This window comes from Flavobacterium sp. ZB4P23 (assembly GCF_003970375.1).
Taxonomy (GTDB): domain Bacteria; phylum Bacteroidota; class Bacteroidia; order Flavobacteriales; family Flavobacteriaceae; genus Flavobacterium.
In genome coordinates, this window is record NZ_RYDK01000005.1 from 246,327 (window position 1) to 264,310 (window position 17,984).

Here is a 17,984-nt window from a genome sequence, read left to right on the forward strand (position 1 = left end):
ACTTTTATATAAAAATAGTACCTATATTGATAGAGGAAAATCACTGGGACTTTGGACAAAAAAAATGGAAAATAGAAACTTTTCCGCGATTGTTTTAACGCTGATATACCAATGGCAAAAATATAATCGTTAATTATTTGCCTATACCGACACAAAAATAATAGTGCAGGCATTGTTATTTCAAAAGATTAAATCAAACAAAATTCACACCAACATTTACTTAAAAATGCTCCTTAAAAAATGATTATATTTGCATAAAACAAAGAAAAATGCAACATATCATAGACCGTTTTATCAGTTATGTAATTATTGATACCGAATCTGATTCAAACTCAGAAACTACTCCAAGCACCCAAAAACAATGGACTTTAGCCCATAAACTGGTTGACGAATTAAAAGCTATAGGAATGCAAGACGTAACAATAGATGACAAATCATATATTATGGCTACTTTGCCCAGTAATGTGGCTCATGAAGTGCCAATCATAGGGTTTATTTCTCATTTTGACACTTCTCCGGATTTTTGTGGAGCCAATGTAAAACCTCAAATTGTGCGCAATTATGATGGAAAAGATATTGTATTAAATCCAGATAAAAACATTGTATTATCCCCGAGTTATTTCAAAGATTTACTGCAGTATAAAGGACAAACACTAATCACTACAGATGGCACAACATTACTAGGAGCTGATGACAAAGCCGGAATTACAGAGATTGTTACCGCAATGGAGTTTCTGATCAATAACCCGGAAATCAAACACGGAAAAATACGAATTGGCTTCACACCAGACGAAGAAATTGGTCGTGGTGCCCACCATTTTGATGTAGATAAATTTGGAGCTGAATGGGCGTATACTATGGATGGTAGCCAGGTAGGCGAATTAGAGTATGAAAATTTTAATGCAGCTGGTGCCAAAATCACTTTCAAAGGCAAAAGCGTACATCCTGGTTATGCCAAAGGGAAAATGATCAACTCTATGCTGATTGCCAATGATTTTATCAATGAACTCCCCTCCGGAGAAACACCTGAAGAAACTAAAGGATACGAAGGTTTCTTTCACGTACATCACATAACAGGAAGCATCGAAGAAACCGTTTTAGAACTTATTATTCGGGATCATAACAAGAAAAAGTTCGAAAGGCGTAAAGAATTAATCGAGAAAATTGTTCGAAAAATCAATAAGAAATTTGCAAAACAATTTGGTGAAGACATAGTTATCACTGAGATTAAAGATCAATATTACAATATGAAAGAAAAGGTTCTGCCTGTAAAACACATTGTAGATATTGCTGAAAAAGCAATGAAAGAAATAGGAATCAAACCGCTTATTAAGCCTATTCGTGGTGGAACAGACGGTTCACAATTATCCTATAAAGGATTACCATGTCCTAATATATTTGCAGGAGGACACAACTTTCACGGAAAATACGAATACATTCCTGCTGAAAGCATGCAAAAAGCAGTTGAAGTAATCGTGAAAATTGCTGAGCTAACAGCATTAGGAGATTCAATTATAAAATAAGCCTAATTTAGAATATTCAAAAATCAATACCTATTCTTGGGATAAAAATAATAATTGGTATGCCTAATTATAATTTCTCAAATTAATTATTGCCACAACAGAATTAGCAGCAGTATTTCAGAAATTCTATCCTTGCAAACAATACGAATTCTTAGCATATCTTGAAACAGCAAAACGAGACGAAATTAAACGTTCCGGTATTGAAAAAAGAATACGAATACTATCAGAAAATATTAGTCTTAATGACAAATATGGATGACATTAAGTCCCATTTCTAAGAACTCAGAGTGGGACTTTTTAATTTAAAAAACACTAAGAAAAGAACATTCACTACAAATCATTCAGAGTAAATCTCCCTAAAATCTTACTTATAGTCTTTCATCAACAATTGTCTCCTACCTCTATTTCTGGTATACTTGAAACTTCCAATTTAGAATATTGAAAAGCTTAACATTCGAAAATAAATTAAATCACTATATTTGCTAACAATTACTTAACCATTTATTAACATTGAGCCGTTTTTTTTAAGTTTTTAATAAAATCAAAAACGACACTAATAATACACACTATGATACAAAAAAAAGAAAATCCTACAGTACCTACTTCCGTAAAACCTGAAATTGATAAACCCGTAAGGGCACCCAAAAACAAAGTTATCCAACCTTCTGAAGAAATTATAGTACCACTTAATGAAGTAGTAATAACTGAAACAATAGAAGAAACCATAGAAATTTCAGTAGAAGACAAAGACGATACAACTGTGGAAGTTCTAAATAAAAAGGACGATACAAAAGATCTTAAAAAGAAGTTAAAAATAAAAGACAAAGACATGAAAGACAAAGACAAGAAAAAGGCTAAAAAAGCTGACGCAAAAGAGAAAGCAAAGCAAAAAGCGAAAGCGAAAGCAAAAAAGGCAAAAAAAGCAAAAAAGGATAAAGCAAAAAAAGCAAAAGTAAAAGCCAAGATAAAAGCCAAGAAAGCCAAAGCAAAATCTAAAAAAGCAAAGAAAGCAAAGAAAAACAAAAAATAATTCGATTATTTTTTATCCAAAAAAAGTCCCAATCCGAAACCGGATGGGACTTTTTTAATTTCTTAAACCAAAAATTATTTTTTGTTCAATACTGCACTCATTTCCATAGAAATAGCAGAACGCTCCATTTTTAATTTTCCTGACATCGTCTCTACAACAACCGTTGTATCCGCTAGTTCAGAAACTTTTCCGTGAAGACCACTTTTGGTGATAATTTTATCCCCTACTTTCAGTGTGCTTTCAAATTCTTTTTCGTTTTTTGCTCTTTTTTGTTGCGGTCTGATCATGAAGAAATAGATCACCACAAACATTAATATAAACGGTGCAAATTGAGTTAATTGTTCCATAATTTTATTTTTATTTGTTAATTATTACATTAAGCCACGACCGGCTTTTATAATTCTTTTGCTGGCTTGAAGCTCTTTTACGAGACTATCTAATATTCCGTTGATAAAAATACTACTTTTTGGTGTAGAATATTCTTTGGCAACCTCTAAATATTCGTTAAGAGTTACTTTTACGGGAATAGACGGGAATTTCAAGAACTCACAAATTGCCATTTTTAGAATGATAGTATCTATTTCGGCAATCCTATCACTGTCCCAGTTGGGCGTTTTATCCACGTATTCCTTGGCTAATTCCGTTTCATTCAAGACTGTTTTTCGGAACAAGTCTTTCACGAAATCCTTATCTTCATTGTCTTTATATAACTTTGGCACTCTGAAATTATCATCTTCACCAGATTTGATTACCTTCAATTGCTTGATAATATGTGTGTTTACTAACGGAATATCATCCACCCAAGTCAATTTGTCATCTTCCAGATACTCATACAATTTCTCGTTAGGCACAATTACATCCATGAATAAATCAACAATAAACTGTCGATCTTCCTCAAAGGTGTTCACCGCATTATTCATGTATTGTGCATACAACGTGCTGGCTTTAATATCATTCAAAAGCAATAAAATATAATCGTCGTTTAACGTCCAATTATTGATTTTACGGTTTTCCAGCGCGATACTTAATGAATTATTTTCGGAAAGAATTTGAAAAATTCTATTTTTGATGAATTTTTCGTTTGGTTTACGTTCCTCAGGAGTTGCAAGATGTTTCAAACTGGATTTATGCAAAAAAATAGTTTCTGTTTTGCAAATTTCAATCAGCGAAGAAAGCATTATAAGATATAAATCTTGAATATTGTCGATACTGTAAAAAAGGAATTTTTCTTCTTTTTCCAGATTATCTGAACCGCTTTGATGCATCGCATAAATGGATTGCATAACCTTGACGCGAATGTGTCTTCTATTTACCACCTTGTAAGAACTTTTATTAATTAGGGTGCAAAAATAAGTATTTCATTTTTTAAAATAAAATATATAATCGGTTATTTTATTGCATTCAATCAACAGTATTCAGTGAATGGTACAAAAATGTTCGCTGAATACTAAAAACTGAGCCTTGAAAACTACTTTTTATTGTTTTCTATTTTTCTTTGATAGATGCGATTTTGAGCAATCGTCAAAGCCGCATGATGCGTTGTCATGTTGTTTGCAAGGGCAAAATCAAATATTTCTAAGGTTGTGTTGTAAATATTTTCTGTTTTACGCATGATCTCCGCTTTGTCATAATGTGCTAATTCAGCATACACATTAATAATTCCTCCGGCATTAATCAAAAAATCAGGCGCATATAAAATGCCTCTTTCTTGCAGAATTGCTCCGTGAACATTCTCATCCGCTAATTGATTATTAGCAGCTCCAGCAATAACTTTGGCTTTAATTTTATAAACAGTATTGTCATTTAAAGTTGCTCCCATGGCACAAGGCGCGTAAATATCAACATCAGCACTGTACAAATCGTCTCCTCTGAAAATTGCTGCATGGTACTTCGCTCCTACTTCATTCAGTTTTTCTTCATTGATATCAGCAATGGTGACAATAGCTCCTTCTTTAGTCAAATAATCAACTAATGTTTCGCCAACGTGACCAATTCCTTGTACCAATACTTTCTTACCACTCAAAACATCCGACCCAAATTGTTGTTTTGCAGCCGCTTTCATGCCTAAATATACTCCGTAAGCCGTAACAGGTGATGGGTTTCCGGAACCACCTCTTGATTCAGAAATTCCAGTAACATACGGCGTTACATCTCTTACGGTATCCATATCTTTAGTTTCCATTCCCACATCTTCAGCAGTAATATATCGTCCGCTTAAAGAATGTACGAATTCACCAAATTTACGCATCAACTCCGGGGTTTTTTGTGTTTTGGCATCGCCAATAATCACCGCTTTACCGCCACCAATATTCAATCCTGTAATTGCTGCTTTAAAAGTCATTCCGCGTGAAAGTCGCAGTACGTCGTTTAGGGCTTCCCATTCATTCGCGTAATTATACATCCGCGTACCACCCAAAGCAGGACCCATAACCGAATTATGAATACCAATAATTGCTTTTAAACCTGTATCTTTGTCGTTGCAAAATACAATTTGTTCATGATCATCAAATGATAATTGACCAAAAACGGGATCCATTTTTTGAAGTTCCTTTACAGTAGTGAAAGCTGCATTCATAGTGTGAAATTTTTATAATGATAAAATTATGAATTTGTCAAAAAGACGATCCAAAATTACACAAAAAATAAATATGCGGTAACATCTTATATAAAAATTGTTTATTCAGCAATTTACACAATCGAAAAATTATTATTAAAATTACTAAAAGCAAAATTTTATACCATCAATAAAACTATTTCAACATAGAATATCATAAAAATGAAAGAATTACGTTATTTAAATAAATATTTCGTCAAATACAAATACAGTTTTTTACTGGGGATTGTTTTTACCATTATTGCACAGATCTTTATGCTTTTTACACCCAAGCTGATCAGCAAGTCTTTTAAGGTAATTGAGGCTTTCGCCAAAGATAAAACCGTAGCCAAATCAGTCATTTACGAGGAATTAGTTGCGAATATTTTACTAATTATTGCCACAACAATCATTGCTGGTTTTCTTACTTTTTTGATGAGACAAACCCTAATCGTGATGTCGCGCCACATCGAATTTGATCTAAAAAACGAAGTGTTTCGGCAATATGAGAATTTATCTCAAAATTTTTACAAACAAAATCGTACCGGCGATTTGATGAACCGAATCAGCGAAGATGTATCCAAGGTCCGAATGTATGTAGGTCCTGCGGTGATGTATACTATAAATACCGTAATTCGTTTTGCTATTGTAATTGTGTATATGTATAACGTATCGCCAAGATTGACTCTGTATACCTTGCTGCCTTTGCCGCTATTGTCCTATGCCATTTTTAAACTTAGTTCCGAAATCAACGTAAGAAGCACCATTTTTCAACAATATTTATCTAAAGTTTCTAGTTTTTCGCAGGAGATATTTTCAGGAATCCGAGTGATCAAAGCATATTCATTAGAAGATCAACACCAAAAAAACATGGTGAATTTAGCCCATGAGAGCAAAAGCAAAAGCTTGAATTTAGCCAAAGTACAATCTTTATTTGGACCATTAATGCTTGCCCTTATAGGAATCAGTAACTTAGTGGTCATCTATTTTGGAGGTCTGATGTACATTGATGGAACGATCAAAAGCATTGGAACCATCGCTGAATTCATCCTATATGTCAACATGCTGACCTGGCCCGTGGCTTCACTAGGTTGGGTTTCGTCAATGGTTCAGGAGGCCGAAGCCTCTCAAAAAAGGTTAAATGAATTTTTAAAAATTGAACCCGAGATAAAAAACAAAAACGAAAACAAATCCATAATTGAAGGTTCTATTTCTTTTGAAAACGTAAGTTATACCTACGAGGACACTAACATCAAAGCGTTACAAAATATTTCGTTCACAGTAAAAAAAGGAGAAACCTTAGCCATTTTAGGAAAAACAGGTTCCGGAAAATCGACTATTTTATCGTTGATTTCCAGAATGTATGATGTTACAGCCGGGAAAATAAATATTGACGGAAATGAAATAAGCACCATTAATCTGTTTGATTTACGCAACAGCATTGGTATTGTGCCACAAGATGCCTTTTTGTTTTCGGACAGTATCAAGAATAATATTATGTTTGGGAAAGAAAATGCTTCAGAAGAGGAAGTGAAATCTGCTGCCAAAAGTGCTGTGGTACATGACAACATTATGGGCTTCAACAAACAATACGAAACGGTTCTGGGCGAAAGAGGAATTACACTTTCCGGAGGTCAAAAACAAAGAGTTTCCATTGCCAGAGCAATTATTAAGAATCCCCCTATTTTACTTTTGGACGATTGCTTGTCAGCAGTGGATACTGAGACCGAAGAAGCGATATTAAACAATTTGCAAGAAATCTGCAAGGACAAAACAACTATTATAGTGAGTCACCGCGTATCATCAGCTAAAAATGCCGATCGAATTATCATTATCGAAAAAGGACAAATTATCCAACAAGGCTCTCATAATCAATTGATAAATCAAGAAGGGTATTATGCTGCTTTGTATTTGAAACAACTTTCAGAAAAAGAAATGCTATAATTGTTGTATAATACATATTTTTTATAGATTTTTGGATACTAGTTAACAACCATAAATTGACAGAAAGGATTATGAGAGAACATGACATGTTAGAAAAAGAAGAGATATTTTCTAAAGTTTTAAGAGCTGGAAGAAGAACGTATTTCTTTGATGTGAGAGCGACAAAAGCAGATGATTATTACATTACCATTACTGAGAGCAAGAAATTTACGGAAGAAGATGGATCTTTCCATTTCAAAAAACATAAAATCTATTTATACAAAGAAGATTTTGCTGCTTTTGCAGAAATTCTTGGCGAAATGACTTCTTATGTTTTGAACCACAAAGGCGACGAAGTAATATCAGAAAGACACCAAAAAGATTTCAAAAAAGAATATGCCTCTGAGAAATCAGAAGATGAAATCATACCGCAAACATCAACTTTTACCGATATAGAATTTGATGATATTTAATATTTAGTTCCTTACTTACCAATAAAAAAGTCCAAAAATCATCTGATTTTTGGACTTTTTTGTTATAGAAAATTAATTTACAGTTGATTGCAAGAATTCCTTTCACAAATTAGCCAATTCGCAATCCGTTTTGAATTTTGAAATCCGGCGCCAGTAAAATCACGTCCCCTTCCTGACCAACTGCTCCTAAAATTAAACATTCACTACTAAATTTTCCAATTTGTTTTTTAGGAAAATTGACTACGGCAACAATCTGTCGGTCTAGCAAATCCTCTTTCCGGTACCGTTTCGTTATTTGTGCGGATGTTTTTCGGATTCCAATTTCGGAACCAAAATCTATTGTGAGCTGATACGCTGGTTTTCTCGCTTCGGGGAAATCATTCACTGCCAGAATTGTTCCTATACGCATCTCTACTTTTTCGAATTCAGTCCAGGATAATTCCATAAAATCTTAGTTTTAGTTTTGAGTTATAAATATACTATTTTAACTATTTATACAACGCCAATCCGCAAGGAAAAACCAGCTCTTAATCGACAAACTCAAATACAGCAATAGTGATAGAAATATCCGTGACATATTCCTTACCAATAAAAACCTAAAATACGAGTCCTTCACACAAAGGAATAATATGGCCTTTTTTTACTTTTTCATGTATAAGTTAATTATATTCGTAGTTTTGTGCCTCAATAAAACAGTAACTATACATTGAATCAATCCTACGCAATGATCACCATACAAGAAGCAAAAACAAAAAGCGAATTAACTGATTTTATCAAATTCCCTTTTTCTTTATACAAAAACAATAAAAACTGGGTTCCGCCATTAATTGCTGAAGAACTGGAAGGATTTGATAAAACAAAAAATCCCGCTTTTGAAACTGCCGAAGCCTATTTTTATGTTGCTAAAAGAAATACCGAAATAGTAGGCAGAATTACGGCAATTATCAATTGGAGTGAGGTAAATGATCAGCAAAAAAAGAAAGTGCGTTTTGGCTGGTTTGACGTCATTGATGACATCGAGGTAACGAAAGCACTCTTAGAAAAAGTATATGAATTAGGACGGAAAAACAATTTAGAACATGTTGAAGGCCCGATGGGATTTTCAAATCTAGACAAAGTAGGTATTCTGACCGAAGGTTTTGACCAAATAGGAACCATGATTACTTGGTACAACCATGAATATTATGCACGTCATTTTGAGCAATTGGGCTATGTAAAAGAGAAAGAATATATTGAGAGTAAATTTCCTTTTGAAAACGTAAAACTACAATTTTTTGAAAAAGCAAATGATTTAGTCAAAAAAAGATACCAGTTAAGTCCGCTTAATTTCAAAACAACTAAAGAGGTCATGCCTCATGTGGATAAAATGTTTGATTTATTTAATAAATCCTACGCTTCCCTATCGTCATTTGTTGCTATTTCCGACACTCAAAAAGAGTATTTCAAGAAAAAATACATCAGCTTTATCAATCCTGAATTTATCAAATTTGTAGAAGACAAAGATCATAACATCGTGGCCTTTAGCATTGTGATGCCTTCTTTTGCAAAGGCAGTACAAAAATCCAAAGGGAAATTATTCCCGCTTGGATTTCTACATTTACTATTGGCAAAAAAATACAGCAAAGATGTCATTTTCTATCTGATAGGCGTATTGCCGGAATATCAAAACAAAGCCGTTACCGCAATTATTTTTAAAGAATACTATGAAACTTTCCGAAAAAAAGGGATTGTTAATTGTTTTAGAACCCCTGAATTAGCTGATAATGCTCCCAGTCTAAACTTGTGGAAACATTTTAATCCATTAATTCACAAACGAAGATGCACGTATCGGTTAGAATTGTAGTATTTGACAAGTATTGAATTAAAAAAATTCATCAGTTTTGCTGATGAATTTTTAGTTTTAAATGCCTGCATGCTAAATTCTTAAAAGGAAATTATAAATCAAAGGATACAATTTACTTTAGACAACACCACACTTACATTAAATTTTAATTGCTTTCTATCTTTAAACGTTACTTTCCCTTTATTATCAACCACATCACCATAACCTTCCACATAAGTATTCCCTTTTTTTAAGAAAACAACTTGCCGTACAGTCATAAGCCCTTCGGACATGAAGGTATACGCTGCATAAAGCGTATCTCCTTTTATTTCTCCTACTAATGTCCCATTATTTTTATCTTTTTCATAGAAATTATACCTTAATTTTCCTGAAACATATTGCTCATTTTCTATTTTCAAAATCATAGAAATGGTATCATTCTTTATAACACCGGTGTAACATTCTTCCATAATAGACTCTTTAACATCCTTTTCTATAGAAACATTTGGACTTGCGGCTTCTTCCAGCTGTTTACTTTTATGACATGAAATTAAAAAACTAAAAAAAATGACACCCAATACAATCCCTTTTTTCATACCCTTTGTTTTTTGTTGTATAAAGATATCACTTCTTTTTAAGTATAAAAAAATCCATCCTGCTAAAGAAAGCAGGATGGATTAGAATAACTTATTTTATAAGACTAAGCGTCTAAATCAACTTTTGTTTTACTTGCAATCTCTTTATAGGTTCCATTTACTAATTTTTCACGAATGGCTTCAAAAGCAACTAGTGTTTCCTCAATATCTGATAATTCATGTGAGGTTGTAGGTATCATTCTCAATAAGATAATTCCTTTTGGAATAACAGGATAAATTACAATCGAAAGGAAAATTCCGTAATTCTCTCTCAAATCGTTCACCATAACCATAGCTTCCGGAACACTGCCTTCTAAATAAACAGGAGTAACACATGTGTTTGTGTCTCCAATATTAAAGTTTCTGGTTCTTAATCCGTTTTGTAATGCATTAACATTCTCCCAAAGTTTGTCTTTCAATTCTGGGTGATTACGCAACAATTCCAATCGTTTCAAAGAACCAATTGTTTGAATCATTGGCAAGGACTTAGCGAACATTTGAGAACGCATGTTGTATTTAAGATAATCGATAATGTCTTTATCCGCAGCTACAAAAGCACCAATATTAGCCATTGATTTAGCAAAAGTGGAAAAATAAACATCAATATCATCCTGAACTCCTTGCTCTTCACCTGCTCCGGCACCTGTTTTTCCAAGTGTTCCAAATCCATGTGCATCATCAACAAGCAAACGGAAATTATATTTTTGTTTCATGTCCACAATCTCTCTCAATTTCCCTTGCTGTCCACGCATTCCAAAAACGCCTTCCGTTATGAAAAGGATTCCTCCTCCAGTTACTTTAGCTAATTTTGTGGCGCGTTGCAGGTTTTTTTCCATACTTGCAAGATCGTTATGACGGTATGTAAAACGTTTTCCCATGTGCAAACGAACACCATCAATGATACAAGCATGTGCATCAACATCATACACAATTACATCATTTTTAGTTACTAATGCATCAATTGTAGACATAATTCCTTGGTAGCCAAAATTCAATAAATATGCTGACTCTTTGCTTACAAAAGCAGCTAATTCATTTTCTAATTGCTCATGATATTTGGTATGTCCACTCATCATTCGGGCGCCCATAGGATAAGCTGCTCCATATTGTGCAGCCGCATCAGCATCTGCCTTCCGTACTTCCGGGTGATTAGCAAGACCCAAGTAGTCATTTAAACTCCAATTCAAAATATCTTTCCCATCAAACTGCATTCTTGGACCTAACTCACCTTCTAATTTAGGAAAAACAAAATAACCTTCCGCTTGTGAAGCCCATTTTCCTAATGGTCCTTTATTGTTTTGAATCCTTTCGAATAAATCTTTTACCATAATATATTAAGTAATAATTTTAATTTTTAAGAAGTTGCAAAAATAATTATTTATATTTTATAAAGGACTTGAAAACAAATTTATTTTTAGTTTATTACAACGATAATTCCTGACAATTTCCTACTATATGCGATATCTGTTACATTATCTAAAAAAAAATGCTTCATTCCTGCTAATAACACAACAAAAAGTATATCTCACTAAACTTTGAAACGATTTTGATTCAAAATCGTTTTATCAATAAACATTGTATCTTTGAATAAATATTTCAATACTAAAGTTTATGGCACAGGACACAAAAGAGTTAAAATTAGCGGTTCTAATTGATGCTGATAATGTTCCCTACAGCAATGTAAAAGGAATGATGGAAGAAATTGCTAAATTTGGCACACCAACCACCAAACGTATTTATGCTGATTGGACGAAACCTAATGCTGGTGGATGGAAAAGTGTTTTATTAGAGCATGCCATTACGCCTATTCAACAATACAGCTATACTGTAGGAAAAAACTCCTCAGATTCAGCGATGATTATTGACGCAATGGATCTATTATATTCTGACAAAGTGGATGGTTTTTGTATTGTATCCAGTGATTCTGATTTTACCCGTTTAGCAATTAGGCTTAGAGAATCCGGTATGAAAGTGATTGGTATTGGAGAGCAAAAAACACCCAATTCATTTATTGTCGCCTGTGATCGCTTCATCTATATTGAGGTTCTGGATGGCGCAATCAAGAAAAAAACAAAAAAACCAACGGCCACTGATCCTAAAAAAGTTGCCCCAAAAACGTTGAACAAAATTGATTTGCACACCATTGAATTAATAGAATCAACCATTGAAGACATAGGTGATGACAGTGGATGGGCATTTCTCGGTGACGTAGGAAATCTTATTGTGAAGAAAAAACCAGAGTTTGATCCTAGAAATTATGGCTTTTCTAAATTAACTCCAATGTTGAAATCATTGACCGATATTCTGGAAATTGACGAAAGAGACTCCGATAAAAAAGGAATCAAACACGTTTATGTACGATTGCGATTTAGTTAACTAATTTTTTGATTGCCTCATATAGCACTTCTTTTTTGATTGGTTTAGACAAATAATCATTCATTCCTATTTCCTTAACCCGCTGTTTTGTGGCCTCCATGACATCCGCTGTTACAGCAATAATAGGAATATGCCTATTGTGTATACCTGCTGCTCCATTTCTTATTGCAATTGTAGCTTCATAACCATCCATCACTGGCATTTGAAGGTCCATCAGTACAATATCAAATTGATTTTTAATCAATGCCATTATCCCTTCCTGACCATTATTAGCAAACATAACTGTGGTATTCAACCATTTTTTAGTAATCATTTTGATCACCATCTGGTTTATAGGATTGTCTTCAACTACTAAAATGGATTTCCCTTCTAAATCATTTTCAATTCCCATTTTAGCAGTTGTTCCTATGCCTTTTTTTTGTTCAGAGACCTCAAAATCAATCGTCATGACACAGGTGGTTCCCACATTAATCACGCTATCCATTTTAATACTTCCGTTTTGCATATCTACCAATGTTTTCACGATATAAAGTCCTAATCCAAGTCCGCTGAATTTTTTCTTATTATCACTACTCTTTTGATAAAAAGAATCAAAAATACGTTCCCTTTTATCAGGAGAAATCCCCACCCCGGAATCTGAAATGGTCAATATCAAGCTCGCCCTGTTGCCGGGCAATAATTCCGCATCAATAGTAAACTTCACACACCCTTTTAAGGTGAATTTAATGGCATTACTTAATACATTATTAACGATCTGAACCAATCGATTAGCATCTCCAATCAAAAAATCAGGAATATTCTTTGATTTCGAAAATTGAAACTCAAGTCCCTTTTCATTCGCTATATTGATCGCATTATTATTTAAATACTCTAAAACCTGTACGGGATCAAATGGATTGTTTTCCAGTTTTAATTCCCCTTTTTCAATTTTAGAAAAATCAAGAATATCATTGACCGAACTCAATAAACTATACGAAGAATACTTTATGATTTTGCATTTATGTTTGATCGTATCATCTTCAACTTCATTAGAAATTGACTCAATCAAATTCATAATAGCATTCAATGGAGTACGTAATTCATGACTAATATTGGATAAAAAATAAGATTTCAAATCATTCATTTCTTCAGAACGAATCAAAGCAAGACGATTGAGGTTGTCTTTTTCATTTTTAAGATTCCGAATCAAATTAGCCATAGAAAGGGAAAGAAAAATAACTTCCAAACCAGTACCTAATTTAGAGCTGTTATCTGTTAGAAACGAATTGGGAATTTGACTGAAGTTATTGAGAATAAAAATGCCAAAGCCGAGCACCAAAAAGAAAATACCCATTGTAAAAAAACCATCTACATGTATTTTTTTACAATACAGATACACGACAGAACTTATAATCAAGATAAGAATCAGCAATCCCAGCACGTTTGCCAATGGATAACACAAAGCTAAAGCCTTAGGAACAAATAAAATACATACAATTAAAACAAAAGCTAAAAAATAAAGAACAGTAAACAAAAAGTAAATTATTTTATTATGTTTTTTGATATTCAAAAAAACTTCACTGTATTTGCCCAGCAAAAAACCTGCAATCATCGCAAAAAGCAACACTGCACGAAGCGAAAACCAACCGCCTTTAGGGGTAATTAACTCATAAAAATAACCATCTAAAGAGAACTGCATTAAGCCGATAAAAACAACATATAAACTATAATATAAAAATGCTTTTTGGCGTAAGGCAAAATAGAAGAATAAATAAATAATAGAAACAATGGCCAGAATACCATAGAATATACCAAAAAACAACTGCTCGTTTGAAATCAACTTTATAAAGTTTTCTGAAGAGTACAACATGACCGGCATGTTGACAACTTCACCATCACTTTTTAGATGCAAAAATAATTGCTGCCTCGAATTTGGCAAAATTTTAATCTTAAAAATAGTTTTACGATTATCAAAACTTCGCTCAGAAAAGGGCATATTATCACCGCTTACCATTTTGGTAATTTTCCCCGAAGTGCTATCAATAAAATACAATTCTACTAAATCCGTTATAGGTCTGGCCGTTTCTAAATAATAATTCAAAGTCCGATCACTAGCGTTTATAAGCTCCGTTTTTGACCAAAAATTATTTTGAGAAAAACCTAAATCATCATTTTCAGTTTGAAGTTTTTTAGGATTAAATGAATTAAAGTTGGCAAGAACATAGTGAATATCTAGATTTCTTTGACCAACATCTGCAACTGTAGTGTAATTGTGCAATGAAACTTCTTTGGGTATAGTTCCATTACTGAATTCATATTGAGAAAATGATTTAGTAAAAAACAATACAACTAAAGAAACATAAATCCATTTATCTATTTTTTTACCCATCGCCGCAAACTGTATAATTAAATATTAGTTTATATACGTTGAAAGATAAAGTTTGGTTTTATAACAGGTTTTAAAATTGCTAGCATTTGATACAAAAAAGTAACTCGTTGGGTTTACTAATTCAAAGCATAATAACCCCCTTCAAATAGAGCTTACAACACACGAATTCAAACGTTCATTTTCAAACGTTCATTTTCAAACTTTTAAATGCAATGTTTAACAAATATTTCCTTTATGATAGCGTTTAGAAAGCACCATAAAAAAATACTGCTGCTTTGTTTGATACAATTATTAATTAAAACATCCTATTTTGACAAACACCTAGCCCAGATTGAAACGGCATCCTTTTCTTGCTTTCTTTAAGCAAGGAAAGATACAGTGTAAAGCTGGAAATAGCTCCTGAAGAAAAGTTTAATCGCTGAATTGGTAAATGGTTATTTGAAAACCTTGGCATCTTTGTACCTTTGCCCTTTTCAAACTAAGATTTAAAATTATGCGCATTGATATTGTTACTGTTCTGCCAGAATTATTGCGAAGTCCGTTTGAGGCTTCGATCATGAAACGAGCTATTGACAAAGGTCTGGTGGAAGTTCATTTTCATAATCTGCGGGATTACACGACCAACAGACAAAAAAGCGTAGATGATTATCCCTATGGCGGTGGCGCCGGAATGGTGATGACCGTACAGCCTATCGACGCCTGTATTACGCATTTGAAAAGCGAGAGAGCCTACGATGAAATCATTTACATGTCGCCGGACGGGGAAACCCTAAACCAGAAAATGGCCAATACGATGTCAATGTATGAAAATATTATTATCCTTTGCGGACATTATAAAGGAGTAGATCAGCGGGTACGCGATCATTTTATTACCAAGGAAATCTCTATTGGTGATTACGTTTTGAGTGGTGGTGAATTAGGAGCATTAGTATTATCAGATGCATTGATCCGATTGATTCCTGGTGTTTTGAGTGATGAAACCTCCGCATTGACGGATAGTTTTCAGGACGGATTATTATCAGGTCCTATATACACTCGTCCGGCAGATTACAACGGATGGAAAGTTCCGGAGGTTTTGACCAGCGGGAATTTTGCCAAAATTGACAAATGGCGCGAGGATATGGCCTACGAACACACGAAGAACAGACGACCGGATTTGTTGGAAGATTAAAATTTGTTTGAAGTTTAAGGTTTAAAGGTGGTATTCAAGAACTTCTAAACTTTAAACAAGAAAAACTTTAAACTTTAAACTTTTTTATTTACTTTTGCACCCACATTAGCTCAACCTCTGGCGAGATCCGTGAATGTTGACTTAATACAAACCATAATTAAAAAATATCATGGCAGATTTAATGAAATTCGTTCAAGACGAATTTGTAACAAGAAAAGATTTCCCAGTTTTTGCAGCTGGAGATACTATCACTGTTTACTACGAGATTAGAGAGGGTGAAAAAACAAGAACTCAGTTTTTTAAAGGAGTTGTTATTCAAAGAAGAGGTTCTGCTAATACAGAAACGTTCACGATTCGCAAAATGTCAGGTGCTATTGGTGTAGAGCGTATCTTCCCAGTAAACTTACCAGCTTTACAAAAAGTGGAAATCAACAAAAAAGGTGCAGTTCGTAGAGCTAGAATTTTCTACTTCAGAGAACTTACTGGTAAAAAAGCTAAAATTAAAGACAAAAGAAGATAGTCAAATATCTCTTTATTATAAAAGTCCTGACGTTGTCAGGATTTTTTTTTGGTTTAAAGTCAAGCTATTCAATACTATTCTACCAATTTTATTAAAATTGAATGCATTTGAAGCACTTATTTTTTGACAAGAAATAAGGAATATATTTTCCATATTCTTATTTTGACCATCCTAAAGTAATAATTTGACAATTCATTTTAAACAAATGAAAACGCATTTTCTTTTACGATAACGTTTTATTACATTTGTAGCTACATTTAAAAAATAAGAATTACATATATCAATACATTATGACAAAAATTAAAGTAGCTAATCCGGTAGTTGAATTGGATGGTGACGAAATGACACGAATTATTTGGTCCTTTATCAAGGAAAAATTAATTCTTCCTTATTTAGATTTAGATATTAAATATTACGATTTAGGAATGGAAAGCAGAGATGCTAGTAATGACCAAATCACTATTGACTCTGCTGAGGCAATAAAAAAATACAATGTTGGTATTAAATGTGCCACAATTACTCCTGATGAAGACCGTGTTACCGAATTTGGTTTAAAAAAAATGTGGAAATCTCCAAACGGAACCATCCGTAATATTGTAGGCGGAACCGTTTTCCGTGAACCAATTATCATGAAAAACGTACCTCGTTTAGTACCGGGTTGGACACAGCCTATCGTTATTGGTCGTCATGCTTTTGGAGACCAATACAAAGCTACAGATACTGTTATCAAAGGAAAAGGGAAACTAACAATGACTTTTGTTCCTGAAGAAGGAGAAACTCAAACTTGGGAAGTATACGATTATAAAGGAGACGGAGTCGCAATGGCAATGTATAATACGGATGAAAGTATTTACGGTTTTGCACATTCCTCTTTCCAAATGGCTTTGACAAAAAAATGGCCTTTATATCTTTCTACAAAAAACACTATTTTGAAAGCCTATGACGGACGTTTCAAAGATATTTTTGAAGAAGTATATCAATCTACCTACAAAGCACAATTCGTTGAAGCAGGAATTGCTTACGAACACCGTTTGATCGATGACATGGTTGCCTCTGCAATGAAATGGAGTGGTGGTTTTGTTTGGGCGTGTAAAAACTATGACGGTGATGTTCAATCTGACACTGTTGCACAAGGTTTTGGTTCGTTAGGATTAATGACTTCAGTATTAGTTACTCCTGATGGAAAAACTCTAGAAGCAGAAGCGGCTCACGGAACAGTTACACGTCACTACAGACAACACCAACAAGGAAAAGCAACATCAACAAACCCAATCGCCTCTATTTTTGCATGGACAAGAGGATTGGAACACAGAGGTAAACTGGACGAAAATCAAGCTTTAATTGATTTTTGTCATACTCTAGAACAAGTATGCATTGATACTGTTGAAAGCGGAAAAATGACTAAAGACTTAGCGATGTTAGTAAAACCAGAAGGGTTGACTGCTGCAGATTACTTGACTACCGAGGCTTTCTTAGCAGCGATACAAGAAAATTTAGATGCTAAACTAGCTTAATTTTTTTACTACATAATATTAAAAAGACAACTGGAA

The 17,984-nt window shown here is 33.6% G+C and carries 17 protein-coding genes; 10 read left to right on the top strand and 7 right to left on the bottom strand.

Features of this window, described 5'->3' with window-relative positions; genetic code table 11:
• Positions 1 to 269 precede the first annotated feature (269 nt).
• The 3 genes from pepT to EKL99_RS14535 all read left to right on the top strand — a co-directional run bounded on the left by pepT (position 270) and on the right by EKL99_RS14535 (position 2,553).
• On the top strand, positions 270 to 1,523 hold the full coding sequence (gene pepT / locus EKL99_RS10360; RefSeq protein ID WP_126576904.1) for a peptidase T: 1,254 nt from the start codon (positions 270 to 272) through the stop codon (positions 1,521 to 1,523).
• Between the two features lie 88 nt (positions 1,524 to 1,611).
• The gene (locus EKL99_RS14905) at positions 1,612 to 1,782 is read left to right on the top strand and encodes a hypothetical protein (protein WP_370453909.1); all 171 of its coding nucleotides are present in this window, start codon (positions 1,612 to 1,614) and stop codon (positions 1,780 to 1,782) included.
• Between the two features lie 309 nt (positions 1,783 to 2,091).
• A complete protein-coding gene (locus EKL99_RS14535) occupies positions 2,092 to 2,553 on the top strand; it encodes a hypothetical protein (RefSeq protein WP_197037232.1) in 462 nt (153 codons plus the stop codon).
• Positions 2,554 to 2,627: 74 nt separating this feature from the next.
• Here EKL99_RS14535 and yajC read toward each other — a convergent pair whose 3' ends face one another.
• From yajC to EKL99_RS10385, 3 genes are all read right to left on the bottom strand, one after another.
• Positions 2,628 to 2,900 (bottom strand): preprotein translocase subunit YajC, encoded by a 273-nt coding sequence (gene yajC / locus EKL99_RS10375; protein ID WP_126454584.1) that lies wholly within the window; start codon positions 2,898 to 2,900, stop codon positions 2,628 to 2,630.
• Between the two features lie 24 nt (positions 2,901 to 2,924).
• Entirely contained in the window at positions 2,925 to 3,836 is a 912-nt protein-coding gene (gene nusB / locus EKL99_RS10380; protein ID WP_126576920.1) for a transcription antitermination factor NusB, read from the bottom strand.
• A gap of 185 nt (positions 3,837 to 4,021) precedes the next feature.
• Positions 4,022 to 5,128, bottom strand: coding sequence for a Glu/Leu/Phe/Val dehydrogenase (locus EKL99_RS10385; protein WP_126460240.1), 1,107 nt, complete (start codon positions 5,126 to 5,128; stop codon positions 4,022 to 4,024).
• Between the two features lie 201 nt (positions 5,129 to 5,329).
• On the opposite strand from EKL99_RS10385, the gene EKL99_RS10390 reads away from it, so the two are divergent.
• Together EKL99_RS10390 and EKL99_RS10395 are read left to right on the top strand one after the other, a co-directional pair.
• Complete coding sequence (locus EKL99_RS10390; RefSeq protein ID WP_126576905.1) at positions 5,330 to 7,090, top strand: ABC transporter ATP-binding protein; 1,761 nt, start codon at positions 5,330 to 5,332, stop codon at positions 7,088 to 7,090.
• A gap of 71 nt (positions 7,091 to 7,161) precedes the next feature.
• The gene (locus EKL99_RS10395; protein WP_126460233.1) at positions 7,162 to 7,542 is read left to right on the top strand and encodes a PUR family DNA/RNA-binding protein; all 381 of its coding nucleotides are present in this window, start codon (positions 7,162 to 7,164) and stop codon (positions 7,540 to 7,542) included.
• 109 nt (positions 7,543 to 7,651) lie between these two features.
• On the opposite strand, the gene EKL99_RS10400 is transcribed toward EKL99_RS10395, so the two are convergent.
• Positions 7,652 to 7,987 (bottom strand): tRNA-binding protein, encoded by a 336-nt coding sequence (locus EKL99_RS10400; protein WP_126460231.1) that lies wholly within the window; start codon positions 7,985 to 7,987, stop codon positions 7,652 to 7,654.
• 279 nt (positions 7,988 to 8,266) lie between these two features.
• On the opposite strand from EKL99_RS10400, the gene EKL99_RS10405 reads away from it, so the two are divergent.
• Complete coding sequence (locus tag EKL99_RS10405) at positions 8,267 to 9,385, top strand: GTP cyclohydrolase (RefSeq protein ID WP_126564474.1); 1,119 nt, start codon at positions 8,267 to 8,269, stop codon at positions 9,383 to 9,385.
• A 98-nt stretch (positions 9,386 to 9,483) separates the two neighbouring features.
• Here the strand turns inward: EKL99_RS10405 and EKL99_RS10410 are convergent, their stop codons facing one another.
• A complete protein-coding gene (locus tag EKL99_RS10410; RefSeq protein WP_126576906.1) occupies positions 9,484 to 9,960 on the bottom strand; it encodes a hypothetical protein in 477 nt (158 codons plus the stop codon).
• A gap of 104 nt (positions 9,961 to 10,064) precedes the next feature.
• Positions 10,065 to 11,327 (bottom strand): pyridoxal phosphate-dependent aminotransferase family protein, encoded by a 1,263-nt coding sequence (locus EKL99_RS10415; protein WP_126460222.1) that lies wholly within the window; start codon positions 11,325 to 11,327, stop codon positions 10,065 to 10,067.
• A gap of 283 nt (positions 11,328 to 11,610) precedes the next feature.
• Here EKL99_RS10415 and EKL99_RS10420 point away from each other — a divergent pair, with 283 nt between their 5' ends.
• Positions 11,611 to 12,375, top strand: coding sequence for an NYN domain-containing protein (locus tag EKL99_RS10420; RefSeq protein WP_126454595.1), 765 nt, complete (start codon positions 11,611 to 11,613; stop codon positions 12,373 to 12,375).
• Here the strand turns inward: EKL99_RS10420 and EKL99_RS10425 are convergent.
• Entirely contained in the window at positions 12,368 to 14,743 is a 2,376-nt protein-coding gene (locus tag EKL99_RS10425) for a hybrid sensor histidine kinase/response regulator (protein ID WP_126576907.1), read from the bottom strand. The two genes, EKL99_RS10420 and EKL99_RS10425, sit on opposite strands and share 8 nt — an antisense overlap.
• A 493-nt stretch (positions 14,744 to 15,236) precedes the next feature.
• Here EKL99_RS10425 and trmD point away from each other — a divergent pair, with 493 nt between their 5' ends.
• The 3 genes from trmD to EKL99_RS10440 all read left to right on the top strand — a co-directional run bounded on the left by trmD (position 15,237) and on the right by EKL99_RS10440 (position 17,948).
• Positions 15,237 to 15,914: a tRNA (guanosine(37)-N1)-methyltransferase TrmD gene (trmD, locus tag EKL99_RS10430; protein WP_126460215.1), complete on the top strand. Its 678-nt coding sequence runs from the start codon at positions 15,237 to 15,239 to the stop codon at positions 15,912 to 15,914.
• A 169-nt stretch (positions 15,915 to 16,083) separates the two neighbouring features.
• Positions 16,084 to 16,434 (top strand): 50S ribosomal protein L19, encoded by a 351-nt coding sequence (gene rplS, locus EKL99_RS10435; RefSeq protein WP_126454599.1) that lies wholly within the window; start codon positions 16,084 to 16,086, stop codon positions 16,432 to 16,434.
• 290 nt (positions 16,435 to 16,724) lie between these two features.
• On the top strand, positions 16,725 to 17,948 hold the full coding sequence (locus EKL99_RS10440) for an isocitrate dehydrogenase (NADP(+)) (RefSeq protein WP_126460212.1): 1,224 nt from the start codon (positions 16,725 to 16,727) through the stop codon (positions 17,946 to 17,948).
• Positions 17,949 to 17,984 lie beyond the last annotated feature (36 nt).

Coding starts and splice junctions, on each gene's coding strand:
- pepT (WP_126576904.1), top strand. CDS start 270: ATGCAACATATCATAGACCGTTTTATCAGTTATGTAATTATTGATACC.
- EKL99_RS14535 (WP_197037232.1), top strand. CDS start 2,092: ATGATACAAAAAAAAGAAAATCCTACAGTACCTACTTCCGTAAAACCT.
- yajC (WP_126454584.1), bottom strand. CDS start 2,900: ATGGAACAATTAACTCAATTTGCACCGTTTATATTAATGTTTGTGGTG.
- nusB (WP_126576920.1), bottom strand. CDS start 3,836: ATGCAATCCATTTATGCGATGCATCAAAGCGGTTCAGATAATCTGGAA.
- EKL99_RS10385 (WP_126460240.1), bottom strand. CDS start 5,128: ATGAATGCAGCTTTCACTACTGTAAAGGAACTTCAAAAAATGGATCCC.
- EKL99_RS10390 (WP_126576905.1), top strand. CDS start 5,330: ATGAAAGAATTACGTTATTTAAATAAATATTTCGTCAAATACAAATAC.
- EKL99_RS10395 (WP_126460233.1), top strand. CDS start 7,162: ATGAGAGAACATGACATGTTAGAAAAAGAAGAGATATTTTCTAAAGTT.
- EKL99_RS10400 (WP_126460231.1), bottom strand. CDS start 7,987: ATGGAATTATCCTGGACTGAATTCGAAAAAGTAGAGATGCGTATAGGA.
- EKL99_RS10405 (WP_126564474.1), top strand. CDS start 8,267: ATGATCACCATACAAGAAGCAAAAACAAAAAGCGAATTAACTGATTTT.
- EKL99_RS10410 (WP_126576906.1), bottom strand. CDS start 9,960: ATGAAAAAAGGGATTGTATTGGGTGTCATTTTTTTTAGTTTTTTAATT.
- EKL99_RS10415 (WP_126460222.1), bottom strand. CDS start 11,327: ATGGTAAAAGATTTATTCGAAAGGATTCAAAACAATAAAGGACCATTA.
- EKL99_RS10420 (WP_126454595.1), top strand. CDS start 11,611: ATGGCACAGGACACAAAAGAGTTAAAATTAGCGGTTCTAATTGATGCT.
- EKL99_RS10425 (WP_126576907.1), bottom strand. CDS start 14,743: ATGGGTAAAAAAATAGATAAATGGATTTATGTTTCTTTAGTTGTATTG.
- trmD (WP_126460215.1), top strand. CDS start 15,237: ATGCGCATTGATATTGTTACTGTTCTGCCAGAATTATTGCGAAGTCCG.
- rplS (WP_126454599.1), top strand. CDS start 16,084: ATGGCAGATTTAATGAAATTCGTTCAAGACGAATTTGTAACAAGAAAA.
- EKL99_RS10440 (WP_126460212.1), top strand. CDS start 16,725: ATGACAAAAATTAAAGTAGCTAATCCGGTAGTTGAATTGGATGGTGAC.